Here is a 16,541-nt window from a genome sequence, read left to right as displayed (position 1 = left end):
CCTGACAAACGTCATATTTTTACCCTATGAAAGAGGAAAATGTGATATTGGTCAACGAGGCTGATGAGCCTATTGGATTAATGCCTAAAATGGAAGCCCATGAGAAAGCTGTTCTTCACAGAGCTTTTTCGGTTTTTATTATGAACGATAGTGGGCAGACCATGCTGCAACAACGCGCAAAAGACAAATATCATTCACCACTACTTTGGACAAATACATGCTGCAGCCACCAAAGGGACGGCGAAAGTAATATAGAAGCTGGAAAACGTCGTTTATCAGAAGAAATGGGTTTTGAAACTGAACTAAAAGAATTGTTTTCATTTATATACAAAGCCCCTTTTGACAATGGATTAACGGAACATGAACTAGATCATGTTATGATGGGGAAGTATAATCTACTCCCCAAAATTAATCCAGACGAAGTAGCGGATTGGAAATGGATGCATCCTTCAGAAATCAAAAAAGATATAGCCGAGAACCCTGATAATTACACAGCTTGGTTCAAGATTATTTTTGAACGCTTTTACAACCATATTATGGATAATACTGATAAGCTATGAAAGTGAAGGTTAGTAGAAAGGCAAATTTTAATGCTGCCCATAGGCTTTATAGGTCAGATTGGAGCTTTGAGAAAAATGACGAAGTCTTTGGAAAATGCAACAATCCCAATTATCATGGACATAATTACGATTTGATTGTTAGTGTAAAGGGTGAAATAGACCAAGAAACTGGTTATGTAATGGATATGAAAGTGCTAAAGGATTTGATAAAAGAACATGTTGAAGAAGCTTTGGACCATAAAAATCTTAATGAGGATGTTCCTGATTTCAAGAATCTTAATCCAACTGCTGAAAATATTGCTGTGGTCATTTGGAACAAACTTAGACCCCATATAAAAAAAACAAATGAACTGGAAGTGCTTCTTTATGAAACTCCACGTAATTTTGTAACCTATTCTGGATAAATTCTCAATCAATAATTTAAGTTTTCTATTTAATTTGATATAAGTAATGAATGAACTATACCCTTTGAAGTTTGATCCCATTATGCATTATAGACTTTGGGGCGGAACCAAACTGAAAGATTTATTTGGCAAGCCCAGTACAACTGATACTGCGGCCGAAAGTTGGGAACTGTCTGCTGTAAAAGACAACGTTTCCATAGTCTCGAATGGTAGTTTGGCCGGTACATCACTCCAGCAATTGCTAAATGATAATGCCAAAGCTCTTCTTGGGGTTAGTGTTGTAGAAAGGTTTGGGGAAGAGTTTCCCATTCTAATCAAGTTCATAGATGCCAAAAAAGATTTATCCATTCAATTGCATCCCAATGATGAACTTGCCAAATCACGCCATAATTCCTTTGGAAAAACTGAAATGTGGTATATTATGGACACTGATCCTGGTGCCAATCTTATTATTGGTTTCAATAAGGATGTAACCAAAGAAGAGTATACAGAAAGTCTGGAAAATGACACTCTACTCGACTTGTTGAATTATGTACCTGTAACCGAGGGCGATACTTTTTTTATCAATACTGGAAAAATCCATGCCATTGGTGCCGGAGTAGTGCTGGCGGAAATACAGCAAACTTCAGATCTTACCTATCGAATTTTTGATTTCAATAGAAAGGATGCTCATGGCAATCTTAGGGAATTGCATACGGATTTAGCTCTTGATGCCATAGATTACGAACAAAAAGACGACTTTAAGGTAAATTACCCAACAACAAAGGATACGGCAAATACGATGGTGGATTGTCCTTACTTTAAGACCAATTTTATGGATTTAACTGGTGATTTAGAGCAAAACGTTACAAATAGAGATTCATTCACAATTTATATGTGTGTGAATGGAGCTGCAGAAATATCAAATGATTGGGGCAGTACATCAATCAAAAAAGGAGAAACGGTTTTATTGGCAGCATCAAGCACTTTGATCAACATAATTACTGAGGGTGCCAAACTTTTAGAAGTTACCATTTAATAGTACATTTGAAAAAATAACTGTATGGCAAGTATTCGCGATTTAAAGAAAGATGTCAATTTTGTTTTAGGAGATATCATAGAAGCCGTTTACCTATGGGAGGCAGGCTCCAATAACAAGGATTCCGAAGAAGGTTCTGTCATTATTGATAAAGCCATTGCGGTTTTTGACGAGCTTATGTCCATGATTCATGAAAAAGAAGTTACGGATAGCAAAGCACATTTTAAAAAGATTCGGGTAGAACTGGAAAAAAAAGCTACCGGACTTGTTGAAGAGTTGAACAAACTTGGCGATTAGTCAGTTTTCTGCTTATCCAAAAACTCCTTAAATATCATTCCATATTTTGAGGACGCTACTTCTGGCGTAAGCGAATTGTAAACCGAATCCAGATATTTTGGATTTGCTTCTTTTGCCTCTGTAATCATAAGATATGGAGTTACATAAGAATCGCTATTTATCAATCCAAAGTTTAAGGTATACCGATATCTGTTCACTACATTTTGATCACTAAGTTTTTGTAAGGAATCCATAGCAATGGAATCTTCTTGAAACTCGGGCAAAGCACCTTGTTGAATCAATGAAAGTGTTTTAATATTGAAATTGGACATCATCTCAGTGAACTCAATCATTTTCTCATGAGATTTTGAACCAGAAATTTCGGAGTCGGTGTCAAAAGTATTCCATGCCGTATTGATGAAGATTTCACCTGGTTCTCCAAAAAATGTGATACGATCATTAATATCATTATTATCCTCTTTTTTTAGATATAGGTAGAATACTTCAGGACTTTCAAGTTCATGTGAAAAGGTGAACGCTCCATCACCCTTAATGTTCAAGGAATCCAAAACAATTAAAGTTGAATCAGGAAAGTGTTGTAGATATAAAGTCCCCTTTTTTAAACCCTTTATATTTCCAGAAACGGTCATGGTATTTTCTGTCTTTTTTTCACAGGACAAAATGGCGAACCCAACCACGACTATAAACAGAATTTTTTTCATTGGAGAAATTTAAGCAGGGCAAATATGCATAAACTTATTTAATAATTAAACTTTTGAAGCCACTTCCATAAGCAGGGCACATAAATACGCTCCACCCGTACCCACCACATAGCCAAACACTGCCAAAAGGATACCAACCGATGTTAATGAGGGATGGAATTCCGCTGCAACCACGGGTGCCGAAGCTGCTCCTCCCACATTTGCCTGACTTCCCACGGCAAGAAAAAAGTAAGGTGCTTTAATCAATTTGGCGACCAAAATCAAAAGTCCGGCATGTATTGTTATCCATATAAGTCCAACCACAATCAGACCGGGATTTTCCAAAACACGACCTAAATCCATTTTCATTCCAATGGTTGCCACCAAAATATATATGAACATGCCGCCAATTTTACTGGCGCCAGCCCCTTCATAATTTTTGGCCTTGGTAAAAGATAGCCCAATACCGATAGCTGTGGCAAACACCACCATCCAAAGGAATTTAGAACCCAAGGACGAAAGTATTTTTTCTTTATTTCTGATAACTTCAAAACTGTTTTCCAAAAATTCAGCAAAGTGGTGCCCTAAAAAATGTGCAATACCTACTCCAGCAAAAGCATAAAGAAGCATCATCATGAAATCATGCAGAGAAGTTACCCTAGCAATTTTAGCTGTATGGGCTGACACTTTTTCCTTCAATTCTTCGATGGAGGAGGTATCCGCCTTTAGCCAACGATCAATTTTTTTGGTCTTGCCTATTCCCAACAAAAGGATTGCCATCCAAAGATTGGCCATTACAATATCGACCAAAACCATTTTCGAGAATTCTTTTGGGTTGTATTGAAAGACTTCTAACATTGCCGCTTGGTTGGCCCCCCCGCCTATCCAACTGCCGGCAATTGTGGAAAGTCCTCGCCAGACAGCGTCAAACCCATTTCCACCAACAGTTTCGGGAGAAAAAATAGAAACGATCAAAATAGCTAAAGGTCCACCAATAATAATACCTGCAGTTCCCGTTAAAAACATGATCAAGGCTTTGGATCCCAAATTAACTATGGCCTTAAGATCTATGCTCAAGGTCATTAAAATAAGGGCCGCAGGTAAAAGATATCTACTTGCTACATAATAGGTCTGCGATTGTTCTTCACTGACTATTCCCGTGCTTGCCAAAATTGCTGGTAATAAATAGCACATAAGTACGGTAGGCACTATACCATAGAATTTTTTCCAAAAACCTTTTTTTATAGACGATGTATAGAAAACAAAACCTAAACAGAGGCATAGAAGTCCAAAGATGACGGTATCTTCAGTAAATGGTAGTTGGTTCATAAAGCTTTATTATGGTATTTTCAAATATAGGAAAATCAAAGATGGTCTTTGATGAATTGGGCAACACCATTTTCTTTGTTGGTTAGGGTCACTTTATTGGCAATTGTTTTTACTTCCTCACGTGCATTTGAAACTGCAACTCCAAGACCTACGTTCTTAAGCATTTCCAAATCGTTGTAATTGTCCCCAAAAGCGATAACATCAGTTAGGGATTCATTTGATTTCAATAAAAGTTTGATGGCAGAAAGTTTGGAAACGGTTTTAGGGGCTGCTTCAATAAGCGTATCATTGGAGCGATAAAAATTCATTGCTGCTGAAAACTCCTCGGGTAATTCTAAAGCTAAATTATCCAGACTTTCCTTTGTTCCCATGAGCATTATTTTATGTGGACCAATATTTGCCTCCTTCCATCTTTCCAAAGTTTGTGCAGTTGGTTCAAAAGTAGGGTCGGCTTTTGTGTTGAAAATCTCCTTTTCTACACGTTCCGATGTCTCGCTCACACACCATTCATCTTTATAATACAGCCCTAGTTTGATTTTATGGGATTTACAGATAGTGTTCAACTTAATTGTGCTGGTTATGGAAATTAATGTAGAACTTATTTCTTTCCCACCCTGAATCACCAAGGCACCATTGTAACAGATAATAGGGTTTTCTTGTATGTCCATTCTGTTTTGCAAATAGGTCATGGACTTTGGCATTCTTGCGGATACTAGAATGATTCTTAGCTGATTTTTTATGCGTTTTATTTCTGAAACAGTGAAATCTGAAACATCATTTTTTGTGGATAATAAGGTACCATCCAAATCTGAACAAAGTATTTTATAATTCATCCTAAATATTCAACCAGTATGTAAATTTTAGGTTTATAGACCTACTTCTGGGCATAAAGGAATTTACAAAATAGTTATCATTATAAACAATGAACAAATCTGAAAGTGGAGCAAAGCGCCATTGCAACCGCGAATTGAAACCTAAATTATCTCGTTGATTGCTATATTGTACCAAGGTTGACCAGAAAATAGACTTATTAAAAGTGATATTGATTCTAGGGCTTACCAACCATATATCTGCACTAGGATATGGGTCTGGAAGGTTAATGCTATCATAATTCAAACCAAGCGATAGGAACACTTTGGGCTGCAGTCTTAAACTCATGTCCCCTTCAAATGAAAACCGTGAGCCATTATAGAAATCACCATAACCAGGTTCAAAACCATATGAAAAGACTTTCCTGCGGTCACTTTGAAATTCTACTTCAAAATTGGTGTAATAATACCCTTGGTCTGCTGGAAGTTCAAGAGCTCCATCCGTGTCTGTGGGGTCAAAAGAGTCGGTTAAAAAAGTGTATCGGTTAAACATTTTTATTTCAAATCGCTCCTGTGATTTCCACTGTGCCGCCCAACTTGAAAAAAATCTATAATCTGTATTTTTGTAATCCATCGTGGGCATCCAAATCACCTCTGGGTACAATTGAAACCCATGGAAATTTAGTTTCCCTTTTGCAGGCCAAAAATTGAACTCGGCAAAGGGTCTGGCTGCCACTATATCTTTTCTACGGACAAAGCCTAAATCTGCTCTATAGTCGTTGCCCACAAAATTGCCCCGTAAACCAAGGTTCATTTTTCTGGAATTGTATTGGAGGTCAACTCCACCTGTACTGTTATCATCACCAATTTCATGTGCAAAGGATTGATGATAAAAAAACTTTCCTACCCAGGTATTGTCTGAAGATGCCAAATTATAATCTAGACCGACCACCCGATTATATCTTTCAGTTTCTTCCAAAAAGTCATAGTCCTTAAAAGTTTCGCGGTTTACAAATATGAAGCTAAGGTTAGATCTTGAAAAAAGCTTTTTCTGCAATGCAAAAACAGTATTGTTATTGCTGGGAATCTCATTTTCCAAATCTTCCTCGGTCTGTATGTTCAACAGGCCCAAACGCCAATTTTCATTTAGTTTACCACTTAAACGGATTCCACCAATAATCCCATTTTCTATGGTTTCTTCATCCAAATCCTCTGCTATACCAATTCTTCTGGAGAAAAAAGGATTGGAATCCCTACTACTTCCAAATGTTCCAAATAGGTCATTATTATCAACAAAAAATTGTCTTCTTTCTGGAAGTGAAACTTCGAATCTGGTTAGGTTCGTGAAAAAATTATCCACTTCTACATTGGAAAAATCAGGATTTAAAGTTACATCCAAGTTCATCCCGTTTCCAATTGAAATTTTGGCATCGCCCCCAAAATTAATGTCATTTGTACTTTCACTGTTTTCATAATCTTTGAGCGACAACGCATTTACATAGGGTATTATCGCTATAGGGGTTCTAGATTTGCCCAGTGGTTTTTCAAAAACCATATCGCCCATAAAGGCAAGGTTAAAAATGATTTGGTTTTGAGGGACTTTCATCCATGTACTTGTTTCATTGGATTGTGTATCAAATCGATAACTATTCAACCTCCACTTGGTCTCTCCTTCCTTAAATTTAAATGATGTTAATGGAATTGCCCATTCGGTGATATAGTAGCCATCATAAATTTTTGATTCTCCCCGCCATTTAACATCCCACGATGTGGTAAAGTCCTCAATTTGGAAACCACCGCCTGATATTAGTGCTTCTCGCCGTACCCCATATGGATTTGAGCCAAACAAAAATGCATTGGTACCATCGTTGAAGGTGTCGAACATTAAACTTATATTGTCATTGCCACCAGCTCTGTAATCTCTTTCTAAAGAAGGAATCACATAATCAGCCCCTTCGGTTGAAAGTTTTATGCCCACATACAATGTGGTTTCGCTATATAAAAATTTCATGTCCGTTTGCTGTCTGGCCAAAATAGAGTCTGAAGGAAAGTACTGTTGAAAATCATGCGCGCTTTCCGCTGTCTGCCAAACGGATTCATCTAGAACTCCATCTATTTTAATGGGTTGGTCAATAAATTTTACAGTGAATTTTTTGTTGTCTGTTTGTGCGAAGAATAGAAAGGGTAGGAGTATTGTAATGAATACAAAACGAAATTTGGACATAGGATAGTTTGAGTTAGCTGCCCAAATTTAATAGGAAGCATAGTTAAAAAAATCCCAAAATTTCTCCAAACCTCTCTCTTTTATTGGATTAACAATAAAAAATGGAATGGATTGTCTTAAATGATATTAGCCTTCATTTTTTTTGAGCTTTTGGAACATTAGCGCAAGGGGTACAGCGGCAATATAAAATAGGATTTAGTGATTTCTGGATGGTGCCAATGTATTGGGCAGGGAAGTTTACTTCACATAGAGTATCCTAAAAAACGCGGGAATTTAATCATTGTCCAAGTTCTTTTTTTTTGGTTCCCGCTTTGCATCCTTTAAACTTTTCATAAGTATCCACTCTATTTGCCCATTGGTACTGCGAAATTCATCAGTAGCCCATTTTTCTATGGCCTTGAGCATATCTTCGTTGAGTCTAAGGGCAAATGCCTTTTTTTTACTCATTTTTAAGTCTTGAAGTACCTATTAATTATATTTTGAGCCTCATCGGATTTTTGCGTACCTACTAAAATATTTTCCCCATTTTTCAATACAACCTGTATTCCCATAGTACCCTTTGTGGTGTATGCCTTACTATTTTTTGAAGGAACAATTTTTATGCCCCACCCTCCATATTCGCTAATGGGACTGTATTCTCTTATATAGCATTCTTGAACATTGTACCAAGAGATTTTCTTAAAGTTTAAATGAAAGGGGATAAACCTGTAGTGTATACCGTTTTCGTCAATTTTTGTCCGTAGACTGAACAAATAAATTAATGCAAAAGCAAAAATAAGTGAGCCAGATACCACGGCCTGACCATAAAAATCATCTGGTTTTACCTTATCCACAGCTTTCCCCAGCACATACCAACGATAGAAAAAAAATACTAAAATACCAAGGACACTAAAGTTTATAAGCTGCATCCACCACTGATTGAATCGTTGTATTTCTGTGAACAATGTCATATTAATGATTAAGTGTTCCTGTATTTACAATTGGGGAAGCATCTTTATCCGAGCATAGCACTACCATTAGGTTGCTTACCATAGCAGCTTTGCGTTCTTCATCAAGATCAACAATTTCTTTTCTACTTAATTCTTCCAATGCCATTTCCACCATGCTTACCGCACCTTCAACAATTTTGTGTCGGGCAGCAACTATCGCTGTTGCTTGTTGCCGTTTTAGCATAGCGTTGGCAATTTCTTGAGCATAAGCAAGATAGCCGATTCTTGCTTCCAAAACTTCAATTCCGGCCATACCCAATCTTTCCTGTACTTCCTTTTCTAATGCTTCACTTACCTCGTTTAGACTGGAACGTAGCGTAATGTCTTCCTCAATACCTTCATCCGCAAAATTATCATAGGGGTACATACTTGCCAATTTTCTAACCGCTGCATCGGTTTGGACCCGCACAAAATTTTTGTAGTCATCAACATCAAAAGCCGCTTTATAGGTGTTAGTAACTCTCCAAACCAAGATTGTACTGATCATTACAGGGTTCCCCAGCTTGTCGTTTACTTTTAGCCGCTCACTATCAAAATTACTGGCCCGCAATGAGATTTTTCGTTTGGAATATAAAGGGTTTACCCAATAGAGACCGTTCTTTTTTACAGTGCCCACGTATTTCCCAAACAGCAAAAGAACCCGTGAGCTATTAGGGTTTACCAAAACCAAACCAAAGGCCATTACCAAACCAATAAAAATGGCGATAGTTGGCCATGCAGATTCTCCTAATATAATAGTGGCAATTCCTCCAAAAAATAAAGCTAAGGAGATAAAGAGCATGAAATAGCCATTTAAAGGAGTGATTATTTTCTCGTTCGTCATAATAATTGATTTAGTGATATTAAAATGATATCATAAATATATTATATTAAAATAATATTTCCAAATATGATCTTAGATTCCATTAAAATGCTTGTATTAATATATAAGTAATCAATTGCAGTTTTCTATTTTTGGAAAAAACATCAATAATGAAGAATCTCACCCTCCTTTTTTTGTTAATTCCAATAGTTGGATTTAGTAATTACTGGGGAAAAACAGGACATAGGGTCACCGGGCATATTGCCGAAAACCATTTAACAGGAAAAGCCAAACGGGCTTTGAATGATTTGTTGGATGGGCATAGCTTGGCATTTGTATCCACATTTGCAGATGAAATAAAGGCGGATCGCAGCTTTTCCAAGTTTTCCGCTTGGCATTATGTCAATTATCCACTGAATATGCGTTATGAAGATTCTGAAAAAAGTAAGTGGGGAGATTTAATTGTAGCCATAGAAAAATGTACTTCCATTGTCAAGAATGAAAATAGTCCTCGAGAAGATCGGGTATTTTATTTGAAAATGCTGGTTCATTTAATTGGGGACCTGCACCAGCCCATGCATGCGAGTAGGGCAGAGGACAAAGGAGGGAATGATATTCAATTGCAATGGTTTGGAGAAGGAACCAATCTTCATAGGGTTTGGGATAAAAATTTAATTGAATCCTATGGTATGACCTATACCGAACTTGCCACAGAGCTTGATATTGTTTCTAGAAAAGAACGAAAAAAAATACAGGAAGGGACCATCTACGATTGGGTTCAAGAATCCCACGAAATATGCGGAGAGATTTATGGTTCGGCAAAAGTTGGTGATAAGCTTGGTTACCAATACGGATACAAATACAATGATGTATTGTTTCAACAGTTGCAGCGTGGAGGGCTGAGGTTGGCCAAGATATTGAACGACCTTTTTGATTAAAAAATCTATTTAATTGCCCGAAAGGTCAGATTAATGCGTTCTCCAATTTTTTTGGCGGTTTTAGGAATTTGATGTTGCCAATGATGCTGTGTTTCTCCTTTCATGACCAAAAGACTGCCATGTTCCAATACTATTTTGTGCTTCAACGTTTTGTCTGAAATGTTTCTTAGATGAAAAAAACGTTCGGTCCCCAGACTAATTGAAGCAATTGGCGGATTTTCACCCAATTCCTTTTCATCATCTGAATGCCATCCATTGCTATCTTTCCCATCCCGGTAATAATTTAAAAGACAGGTTGAAAATTCTATCTGGATTTCTTTTTCAACCAATGTTTTTATTTGATGCAATTCTTGGGTATATGGATTTGGCCGCATGGTAATATTGGAATAGGTGTATGTTTTCCCATTATTTCCATAAAGGGCCGTTAATCGGGGTTGGGCATATGTTTTTCCAAAGACTGTAATTTCATCCTGTTGCCATGAAATGGTTTGTTTCAATAGATTGAAATATGTGGTGGCTTTTTCCGAAGAGAAGAAATTTGGGTAGTAAACAATATCGCTTTGAGGTAAATCCAGAATCATTTTTTCTGAAAATAACCCCATTCTATTTTAATACTGTTTTTAACTGATTTCTGTAATCCGAAGGATTTTGTCCCGTAAAAGCTTTGAAGGATTTATTAAAATGTGAAAAATTGTTGAATCCACAGTCATAACATACCTGTGTAATACTTATGGGTTGTTCTGCCAAAAGCTTGGAAGCGTGCACTAATCTATATTCATTTACAAATTGAACAAAGGTCTTGTTGGTAATTTTTTTAAAGTAACGGCAGAAGGATGGAACCGTCATGCTAACCATATCCGCAATCTGATCCAAGCTAATGTCTTCCTTAAAATTGGCCTTTACATGGTTAAAAACAATATTGATACGGTCGTTGTCCTTAACTTCGGTCTCCATTGAAAAACCTTCGGCATTCAATACATTTATTTCCTGTGATGTGGCCAACTGGTTAAGGATGTTTAGAATGGAAAGTAATCTTTGAAAATCGGTCTGGTATTCCAATATTTCCATTTTTTCACCAACCTTCATTTTGGTCTTTCCAGAGAAAGCTATTCCACCTTTGGAAATCTCGAGCAATTTCTGAATGTTCTTCATTTCTGGAATGTTGAAGAAATCATTCCCCAAGAAGTCAAGCTTCATTTGAACTATTGTTTCGCTCTTGTTTCCAGTAAGCTTGTCCGTAAAACCACAATGGGGTAGGTTGGAACCTATAAGAATAAGGTCTCCATTTCTATAATAGGAAACGTGACTGCCAATTTGCCTTTTTCCAGAACCGCCATTAACATAAACAAGTTCCAATTCTGGGTGGTAATGCCAACCGTTATTCTTGTTTTCTTGACTTTCACTAAACTTTTGATAAGTAAATGAATGTCCAAAATTTGGTGCAATTGCCTCAAAAGCAGGTTTTTGATTCATTGTTGCCATTTTCTATTAGTTATGTAAAGGTATACTGGGTTTTTAGATAGCATCTATGCAAAATTAACTAAAATATGTTCTATTTTAACCTTAATACTATATTAACATTGCCTGTGTGGTAATATTGCATAGAAACTGGAAAAAATTGTGGTGTTCCAAGGAATAATCCCATAGTACATTTGTCTTGTAATCTTAAAAACGAGTGTTATGAAATCAGTTTTAAATTATGTTACAGTAGCGGCATTCCTATTAGTATCTACAGTAGGGTTTGCAAATGGATCAGAAGGAACTTTTGGTAAAAGAGGTATTGCTAAAAGTGAGGTTGAGAAGAAGTTGATTGAGGTTAAGTTGGATCCTGTTTTTATTAAGAGAGGTGAAAAGATGTTCATGAATCTGTTGAATCTTTCCCAAGGGAGGGTGATTCTTAAAGTATATGATAGCCAAGATAGACTTATTTACAATGAATCAATTGAAGGTGAAATGGTTGTTGAAAAAGCGTTCAACTTTGAAAAAGCTTTTGAAGATGAGTACACCATCGTTGTAGTTGATAAGTTGGGAACTTATGAAAAGACTATCAGTGTAAAATAAAACGATTTGTTTAGTTAATTTCAGTGCAAGGGGGCCCATTTATATGGGCCTTTCTTATTGTAAGTGCTTTTTTAAACGATTCCTTTTATACTCGGGCAATGCCTCATTGGCGACTGCTAGCCTAATCAAATCCATATCCTTGGATCTTGAAAAAAGTAGTTTATAAAATTGTTGCACGGTCAATGTGTTTTCTGATTCCTGGACCAGTTCTAAATTGTCCCCAACTTTAACTTCTCCAACTTCCAATATTTTTATATACGCACCTGGAAATCCATGGTCAATGAATTGCTTTAATATTTCCTGTGTACCGAACCGAATTCCTAATTTATAACAGGGTTCTCGAGGTTGGGTAATTTGAACAAGGGCAGTACCTATCCTGTAAACGTTACCTATCCGTATTTTTGACTCGTCTAACCCTTCTACGGTTAGGTTTTCCCCAAACATTCCCCAATCCCATTTTAAATCAGGGTATTTTTCTTTCCAAAAGGGATACTGATTGGCAGAAAAAAGATAACACGCCTTATGTTCTCCACCATGGTGTTTACGGTCAATTATGGTATCCTTGAACACATCATTCTTTTCCAGGACTATAGAGGTTCTAACAGGATATTTGAAAATCCCGGTTTGTTCTTTTTTGCCGTTCCACAAAATTGAGGTGGCTTTGCCAAGGTTGGTGGAGATAACTTTCATATCTAAAAATAAAAAACCATCATAATTAAATGATGGTTTAAAATGCTTTTAACTAAAAATTTTATTCCTCCCGGTCCAATTTTTTGGTAAGGAAAAACCCTATCAATAAGCCTGTACCTGCCATTAGAAATATAGAACCTGGCATTGCAATATCATCATCAACATTGAAATTGCTCCAAAGAATACCGCCAATAATAACGCCAGCTCCTATTCCCATTAACAAAAGCGCTAGATTTAATATAAGGATTTTCCAAAAAGGAGCTGCTTTTTCACGTTTTCCTTTTACAAAAATACTGGCGTCTGCACCTTTTTCTATCAAAGCCATACGCTCTTTGTTTCTTGTGGAGAAATACAGGTAACAAATACCGAATATGACCAGAAACAAACTAATAAATACTAAAACCTCCATAAGTTGATTACTTTTTAATTGATTTCAAATTCTTTTCACTTATTAAGACGACGTTTTTTGTTTGTAGGTTACATTTATGTTGATTTTTATTAAAATATATGTAACCAAGCAAGATTTTTTCACGTCATATACCTTAAATGAGCCTAAACCAAGACCAACACTATATAGACAAAGTCCTAAATGGAAATGTTGGGTCTTTTGCCGTTTTGATCGACCGCTATAAACATATGGTGTATACCTTGGCAATGAAAATACTTAATACTAAAGAGGAAGCTGAGGAGGTTTCCCAAGACGTTTTTGTTAAAGCGTATCAGATGTTGCCCAGTTTTAAAGGGGATTCCAAATTTTCTACATGGCTGTATAGAATAGCGTATAACCGTAGCTTGGATTACCTAAAAAAACGGGGAAGAAGATTGACGACCAGTTCAATTGATACCGACAAGGACTATTATTTGGATAGTATGGATAATATTTTGGACCAAATGCAAAGGGAAGAACATAATGTAATTATTAAAAATGCGTTGGGCGAATTATCCGAAGTGGATACCGTTATTATAACATTACATTATTTTGAAGAGTTATCTTTAAAAGAAATTTCCAAAGTTGTAGGTCTAAAGGTAAATGCTGTTAAAGTACGTTTGTTTAGAAGTAGAAAACAGTTGGCGCAAATTTTACAGCATAAACTAGAACCTGAAATTATTGAAGGTTATGGAAGAAAATAGAGACAAGGAGTTAGACGTCTTTCTTAAAAAGAACATTAAGGGAATAAGATTGGAGGAGCCTTCTTCCAATTTTACAACGGATGTATTTTCTAAAATAGAGACCTTGCAAACCAAGGATGCTTATGTGCATAAACCATTAATTTCCAAATGGGGTTGGGGCCTTATTGGTCTTTTGGTTGTGGGAATAACCTTCTTTCTTTTTGATTCCGGGTCTTTACAGGAAAGTTGGTTCAAGTATTCAAAACTGGAATTTTTCACCAAGCTTTCTATTTTTGATAGTTTGAATTTTATTTCGAATACTATGGTATATGGGCTTATAGCACTGGTTATCTTTATCTATGTTCAAATTTTTATTTTAAAGCGTCATTTTTCAAGTACATATCAAATAAAATAAAAAACCGCTTCTTTAAAGGAAGCGGTCTTCAAAATATAATTCCAATCAAAGGATTATTTTATCATTTCGTAACTGCGCGAAATAAAATTGGTGAGTTCCTCTCCTTTTAACAATCCTTTGGATAGTCTTGCCAAATCAAGTGATTGATTGATCAATCGTTCTCGTTTTTTGGAAGTTTTAGTGTTCAAAATTTCGCCCACCAATTCGTGATTGGTGTTTACAATAAGATTATACATTTCTGGCATATTGCCCATGCCAAACATTCCACCGCCCCCAGTTTGCTGCATTTCCTTCATTCTACGCATAAACTCGGGTTCCGTTATTATAAACGGTGATGCAGTACTGTCCATGGCTTCCATTTGAATAGTGTACCCCTTATCAGCTACAACCGTTTCAATTTCACCTTTTAAAGTCTCCTTCTCTTCATCTGATAACTTGGAGATGGCAGTCTCCTCTTTTTTAATAAGGTTATCCACGTGATCGGCATCAACCCTGGCAAAAGAAAGTTTTTCCTTAGAAGTCTCCAGCTTTTGCATTAGATGTGAAATAATTGGAGAATCCATTAATAAGACTTCATAGCCCTTGGCCTTGGCAGCTTCAATATAGCTGTGTTGTGCGTCTTTGTCCGAAGCATAAAGCACTACCAGTTTTTCATCCTTATCGGTCTGGTTGTCCTTTATTTTAGCCTCCAATTCCTCATAGGTGAAGAACTTTCCATCAACAGTTGGGTAAAGTGCAAACTTATCTGCTTTTTCGAAGAATTTTTCTTCAGAAAGCATTCCATATTCAATTACTACCTTAATATCGTTCCACTTTTGTTCAAAGTCTTCACGGTTGCTTTTGAAAAGAGAACTCAATTTGTCCGCGACTTTTCTGGTGATATAGGAAGATATTTTCTTCACGGCCCCATCAGCTTGCAGATAAGATCTAGAAACATTCAATGGAATGTCTGGAGAATCTATGACTCCACGAAGCATGGTTAAAAACTCAGGTACAATTCCCTCTACATTATCAGTTACAAAAACCTGATTTTGATACAATTGGATTCTATCTTTTTGTATGTTGAGGTCGTTGGACAGTTTTGGGAAGTATAAGATTCCGGTGAGGTTAAAAGGATAGTCAACATTCAAGTGAATATTGAATAAAGGCTCTTCAAATTGCATGGGATACAATTCCCTGTAGAATCCTTTGTAGTCTTCATCTTTTAAATCTGCTGGTTGCTTCGTCCATGCTGGAGTTGGGTTGTTGACGATGTTATCCACTTCTTGTGTAGGTGCTTCATCTTCTTCTTTGGCACCTTCTGGTTTGGGAAGCGTTTCGGTTTTAGTCCCAAACTTAATGGGAATGGGCATGAACTTGTTATATTTCGTCAACAGCTCACTAATTTTAGAATCTTCTAAAAATTCAATAGAGTCCTCAGCTACATGCAGAATAATCTCCGTACCCCTGTCTTTTTTCTTTGCTTCTTTTAAGGTGAATTTCGGTGATCCATCACAACTCCAATGAACAGCTGGTTCATCTTTAAAACTTTTTGAGATGATTTCTACCTTGTCAGCTACCATGAAAGCGGAATAGAACCCAAGTCCAAAATGACCTATAATACCGGCATCTTTGCCAGCATCTTTATACTTGTCCAAAAACTCCTCGGCACCGGAAAAGGCAACCTCATTGATATACTTTTTGACTTCATCCTCTGTCATTCCAACACCTTGGTCCGTAATATGGATTCGTTTTTTATCCTTGTCAACTTTTACTTCAATCAGCGGATTGCCATATTCAACTTTGGCTTCACCAATAGAGGTAAGGTGTTTAAGTTTTAATGTTGCATCTGTAGCATTGGAAATTAGCTCTCTCAAGAAAATCTCGTGATCACTATAAAGGAACTTTTTAATTAAGGGAAATATGTTTTCTACTGAAACATTTATTTTACCTGTAGCCATTGTTTAATAATTTTCTTTTAGTTTTTTATGTATGACAAAAAAAGTACCATAACCTCAAATATGACAAACTGACATTGAAACCCATTTCTTGGAAATATATAACTTTAACATTTTTTTGTTTATTCTTTCTAAGTAATTGATAAACAAAATTGATATATTTGTATCGTTATGAAAATATTGCTGTGAAAAAGTAAATGTCATAACAAGTTTGTTTATTTATTGGTTAGGTTGTTGAAAACGCACTTTCGCCCGAAAGTGCGTTTTCCTTTAAACTT

The 16,541-nt window shown here is 36.4% G+C and carries 20 protein-coding genes; 8 read left to right on the top strand and 12 right to left on the bottom strand.

The window, feature by feature from the left end:
• Positions 1-26: 26 nt before the first annotated feature.
• The 4 genes from idi to AAY42_RS06815 are packed head-to-tail and all read left to right on the top strand — an operon-like array spanning position 27 to position 2,279.
• Positions 27-560, top strand: coding sequence for an isopentenyl-diphosphate Delta-isomerase (gene idi / locus AAY42_RS06830; protein ID WP_055393593.1), 534 nt, complete (start codon positions 27-29; stop codon positions 558-560).
• Complete coding sequence (locus AAY42_RS06825; RefSeq protein ID WP_055393591.1) at positions 557-964, top strand: 6-pyruvoyl trahydropterin synthase family protein; 408 nt, start codon at positions 557-559, stop codon at positions 962-964. The genes idi and AAY42_RS06825 overlap by 4 nt, the downstream gene beginning before the upstream one ends.
• 46 nt (positions 965-1,010) lie before the next feature.
• Positions 1,011-1,982, top strand: a complete 972-nt coding sequence (locus tag AAY42_RS06820) for a type I phosphomannose isomerase catalytic subunit (RefSeq protein WP_055393589.1) — start codon at positions 1,011-1,013, stop codon at positions 1,980-1,982.
• Positions 1,983-2,006: 24 nt separating this feature from the next.
• Complete coding sequence (locus tag AAY42_RS06815) at positions 2,007-2,279, top strand: hypothetical protein (RefSeq protein ID WP_055393580.1); 273 nt, start codon at positions 2,007-2,009, stop codon at positions 2,277-2,279.
• Here the strand turns inward: AAY42_RS06815 and AAY42_RS06810 are convergent.
• From AAY42_RS06810 to AAY42_RS06785, 7 genes are all read right to left on the bottom strand, one after another.
• Positions 2,276-2,980 (bottom strand): DUF4369 domain-containing protein, encoded by a 705-nt coding sequence (locus AAY42_RS06810; protein ID WP_055393578.1) that lies wholly within the window; start codon positions 2,978-2,980, stop codon positions 2,276-2,278. The genes AAY42_RS06815 and AAY42_RS06810 overlap by 4 nt on opposite strands.
• A gap of 45 nt (positions 2,981-3,025) precedes the next feature.
• Positions 3,026-4,288: a DUF819 family protein gene (locus tag AAY42_RS06805; RefSeq protein ID WP_055393576.1), complete on the bottom strand. Its 1,263-nt coding sequence runs from the start codon at positions 4,286-4,288 to the stop codon at positions 3,026-3,028.
• Positions 4,289-4,323: 35 nt separating this feature from the next.
• A complete protein-coding gene (locus AAY42_RS06800; protein ID WP_055393574.1) occupies positions 4,324-5,121 on the bottom strand; it encodes a Cof-type HAD-IIB family hydrolase in 798 nt (265 codons plus the stop codon).
• A gap of 1 nt (position 5,122) precedes the next feature.
• Positions 5,123-7,321, bottom strand: coding sequence for a DUF5916 domain-containing protein (locus AAY42_RS06795; RefSeq protein WP_055393572.1), 2,199 nt, complete (start codon positions 7,319-7,321; stop codon positions 5,123-5,125).
• Between the two features lie 273 nt (positions 7,322-7,594).
• Positions 7,595-7,768 carry a type II toxin-antitoxin system antitoxin gene (locus tag AAY42_RS17940; protein WP_082433351.1) on the bottom strand — a complete coding sequence of 58 codons (174 nt, stop codon included), beginning with the start codon at positions 7,766-7,768 and terminating at the stop codon, positions 7,595-7,597.
• A 2-nt stretch (positions 7,769-7,770) separates the two neighbouring features.
• Positions 7,771-8,271, bottom strand: a complete 501-nt coding sequence (locus AAY42_RS06790) for a DUF6141 family protein (RefSeq protein WP_055393570.1) — start codon at positions 8,269-8,271, stop codon at positions 7,771-7,773.
• Position 8,272: 1 nt separating this feature from the next.
• Entirely contained in the window at positions 8,273-9,133 is an 861-nt protein-coding gene (locus tag AAY42_RS06785) for an SPFH domain-containing protein (protein WP_055393568.1), read from the bottom strand.
• A gap of 149 nt (positions 9,134-9,282) precedes the next feature.
• Here AAY42_RS06785 and AAY42_RS06780 point away from each other — a divergent pair, with 149 nt between their 5' ends.
• Entirely contained in the window at positions 9,283-10,050 is a 768-nt protein-coding gene (locus AAY42_RS06780; protein ID WP_055393566.1) for a S1/P1 nuclease, read from the top strand.
• Positions 10,051-10,055: 5 nt separating this feature from the next.
• On the opposite strand, the gene AAY42_RS06775 is transcribed toward AAY42_RS06780, so the two are convergent.
• Both AAY42_RS06775 and AAY42_RS06770 read right to left on the bottom strand, forming a co-directional pair.
• Complete coding sequence (locus AAY42_RS06775; RefSeq protein WP_055393564.1) at positions 10,056-10,652, bottom strand: alpha-ketoglutarate-dependent dioxygenase AlkB family protein; 597 nt, start codon at positions 10,650-10,652, stop codon at positions 10,056-10,058.
• A gap of 1 nt (position 10,653) precedes the next feature.
• On the bottom strand, positions 10,654-11,523 hold the full coding sequence (locus AAY42_RS06770; RefSeq protein WP_082433562.1) for an AraC family transcriptional regulator: 870 nt from the start codon (positions 11,521-11,523) through the stop codon (positions 10,654-10,656).
• Between the two features lie 207 nt (positions 11,524-11,730).
• Between AAY42_RS06770 and AAY42_RS06765 the strand changes: the two genes are divergently transcribed.
• Positions 11,731-12,111: a hypothetical protein gene (locus AAY42_RS06765; RefSeq protein ID WP_055393561.1), complete on the top strand. Its 381-nt coding sequence runs from the start codon at positions 11,731-11,733 to the stop codon at positions 12,109-12,111.
• A 54-nt stretch (positions 12,112-12,165) separates the two neighbouring features.
• Here the strand turns inward: AAY42_RS06765 and AAY42_RS06760 are convergent, their stop codons facing one another.
• Positions 12,166-12,801, bottom strand: a complete 636-nt coding sequence (locus AAY42_RS06760) for an MOSC domain-containing protein (protein ID WP_055393559.1) — start codon at positions 12,799-12,801, stop codon at positions 12,166-12,168.
• Between the two features lie 61 nt (positions 12,802-12,862).
• Positions 12,863-13,210 (bottom strand): DUF6249 domain-containing protein, encoded by a 348-nt coding sequence (locus AAY42_RS06755; protein ID WP_055393557.1) that lies wholly within the window; start codon positions 13,208-13,210, stop codon positions 12,863-12,865.
• Between the two features lie 137 nt (positions 13,211-13,347).
• Here AAY42_RS06755 and AAY42_RS06750 point away from each other — a divergent pair, with 137 nt between their 5' ends.
• Positions 13,348-13,932 (top strand): RNA polymerase sigma factor, encoded by a 585-nt coding sequence (locus AAY42_RS06750; protein WP_055393555.1) that lies wholly within the window; start codon positions 13,348-13,350, stop codon positions 13,930-13,932.
• Positions 13,919-14,326, top strand: coding sequence for a hypothetical protein (locus AAY42_RS06745; RefSeq protein WP_055393554.1), 408 nt, complete (start codon positions 13,919-13,921; stop codon positions 14,324-14,326). The genes AAY42_RS06750 and AAY42_RS06745 overlap by 14 nt, the downstream gene beginning before the upstream one ends.
• A 53-nt stretch (positions 14,327-14,379) precedes the next feature.
• On the opposite strand, the gene htpG is transcribed toward AAY42_RS06745, so the two are convergent.
• A complete protein-coding gene (htpG, locus tag AAY42_RS06740) occupies positions 14,380-16,266 on the bottom strand; it encodes a molecular chaperone HtpG (protein ID WP_055393552.1) in 1,887 nt (628 codons plus the stop codon).
• Between the last annotated feature and the right edge of the window lie 275 nt (positions 16,267-16,541).

This window comes from Flagellimonas eckloniae (assembly GCF_001413955.1).
Lineage (GTDB): Bacteria > Bacteroidota > Bacteroidia > Flavobacteriales > Flavobacteriaceae > Flagellimonas > Flagellimonas eckloniae.
This window is presented reverse-complemented; position numbering and strand designations above follow the sequence as displayed.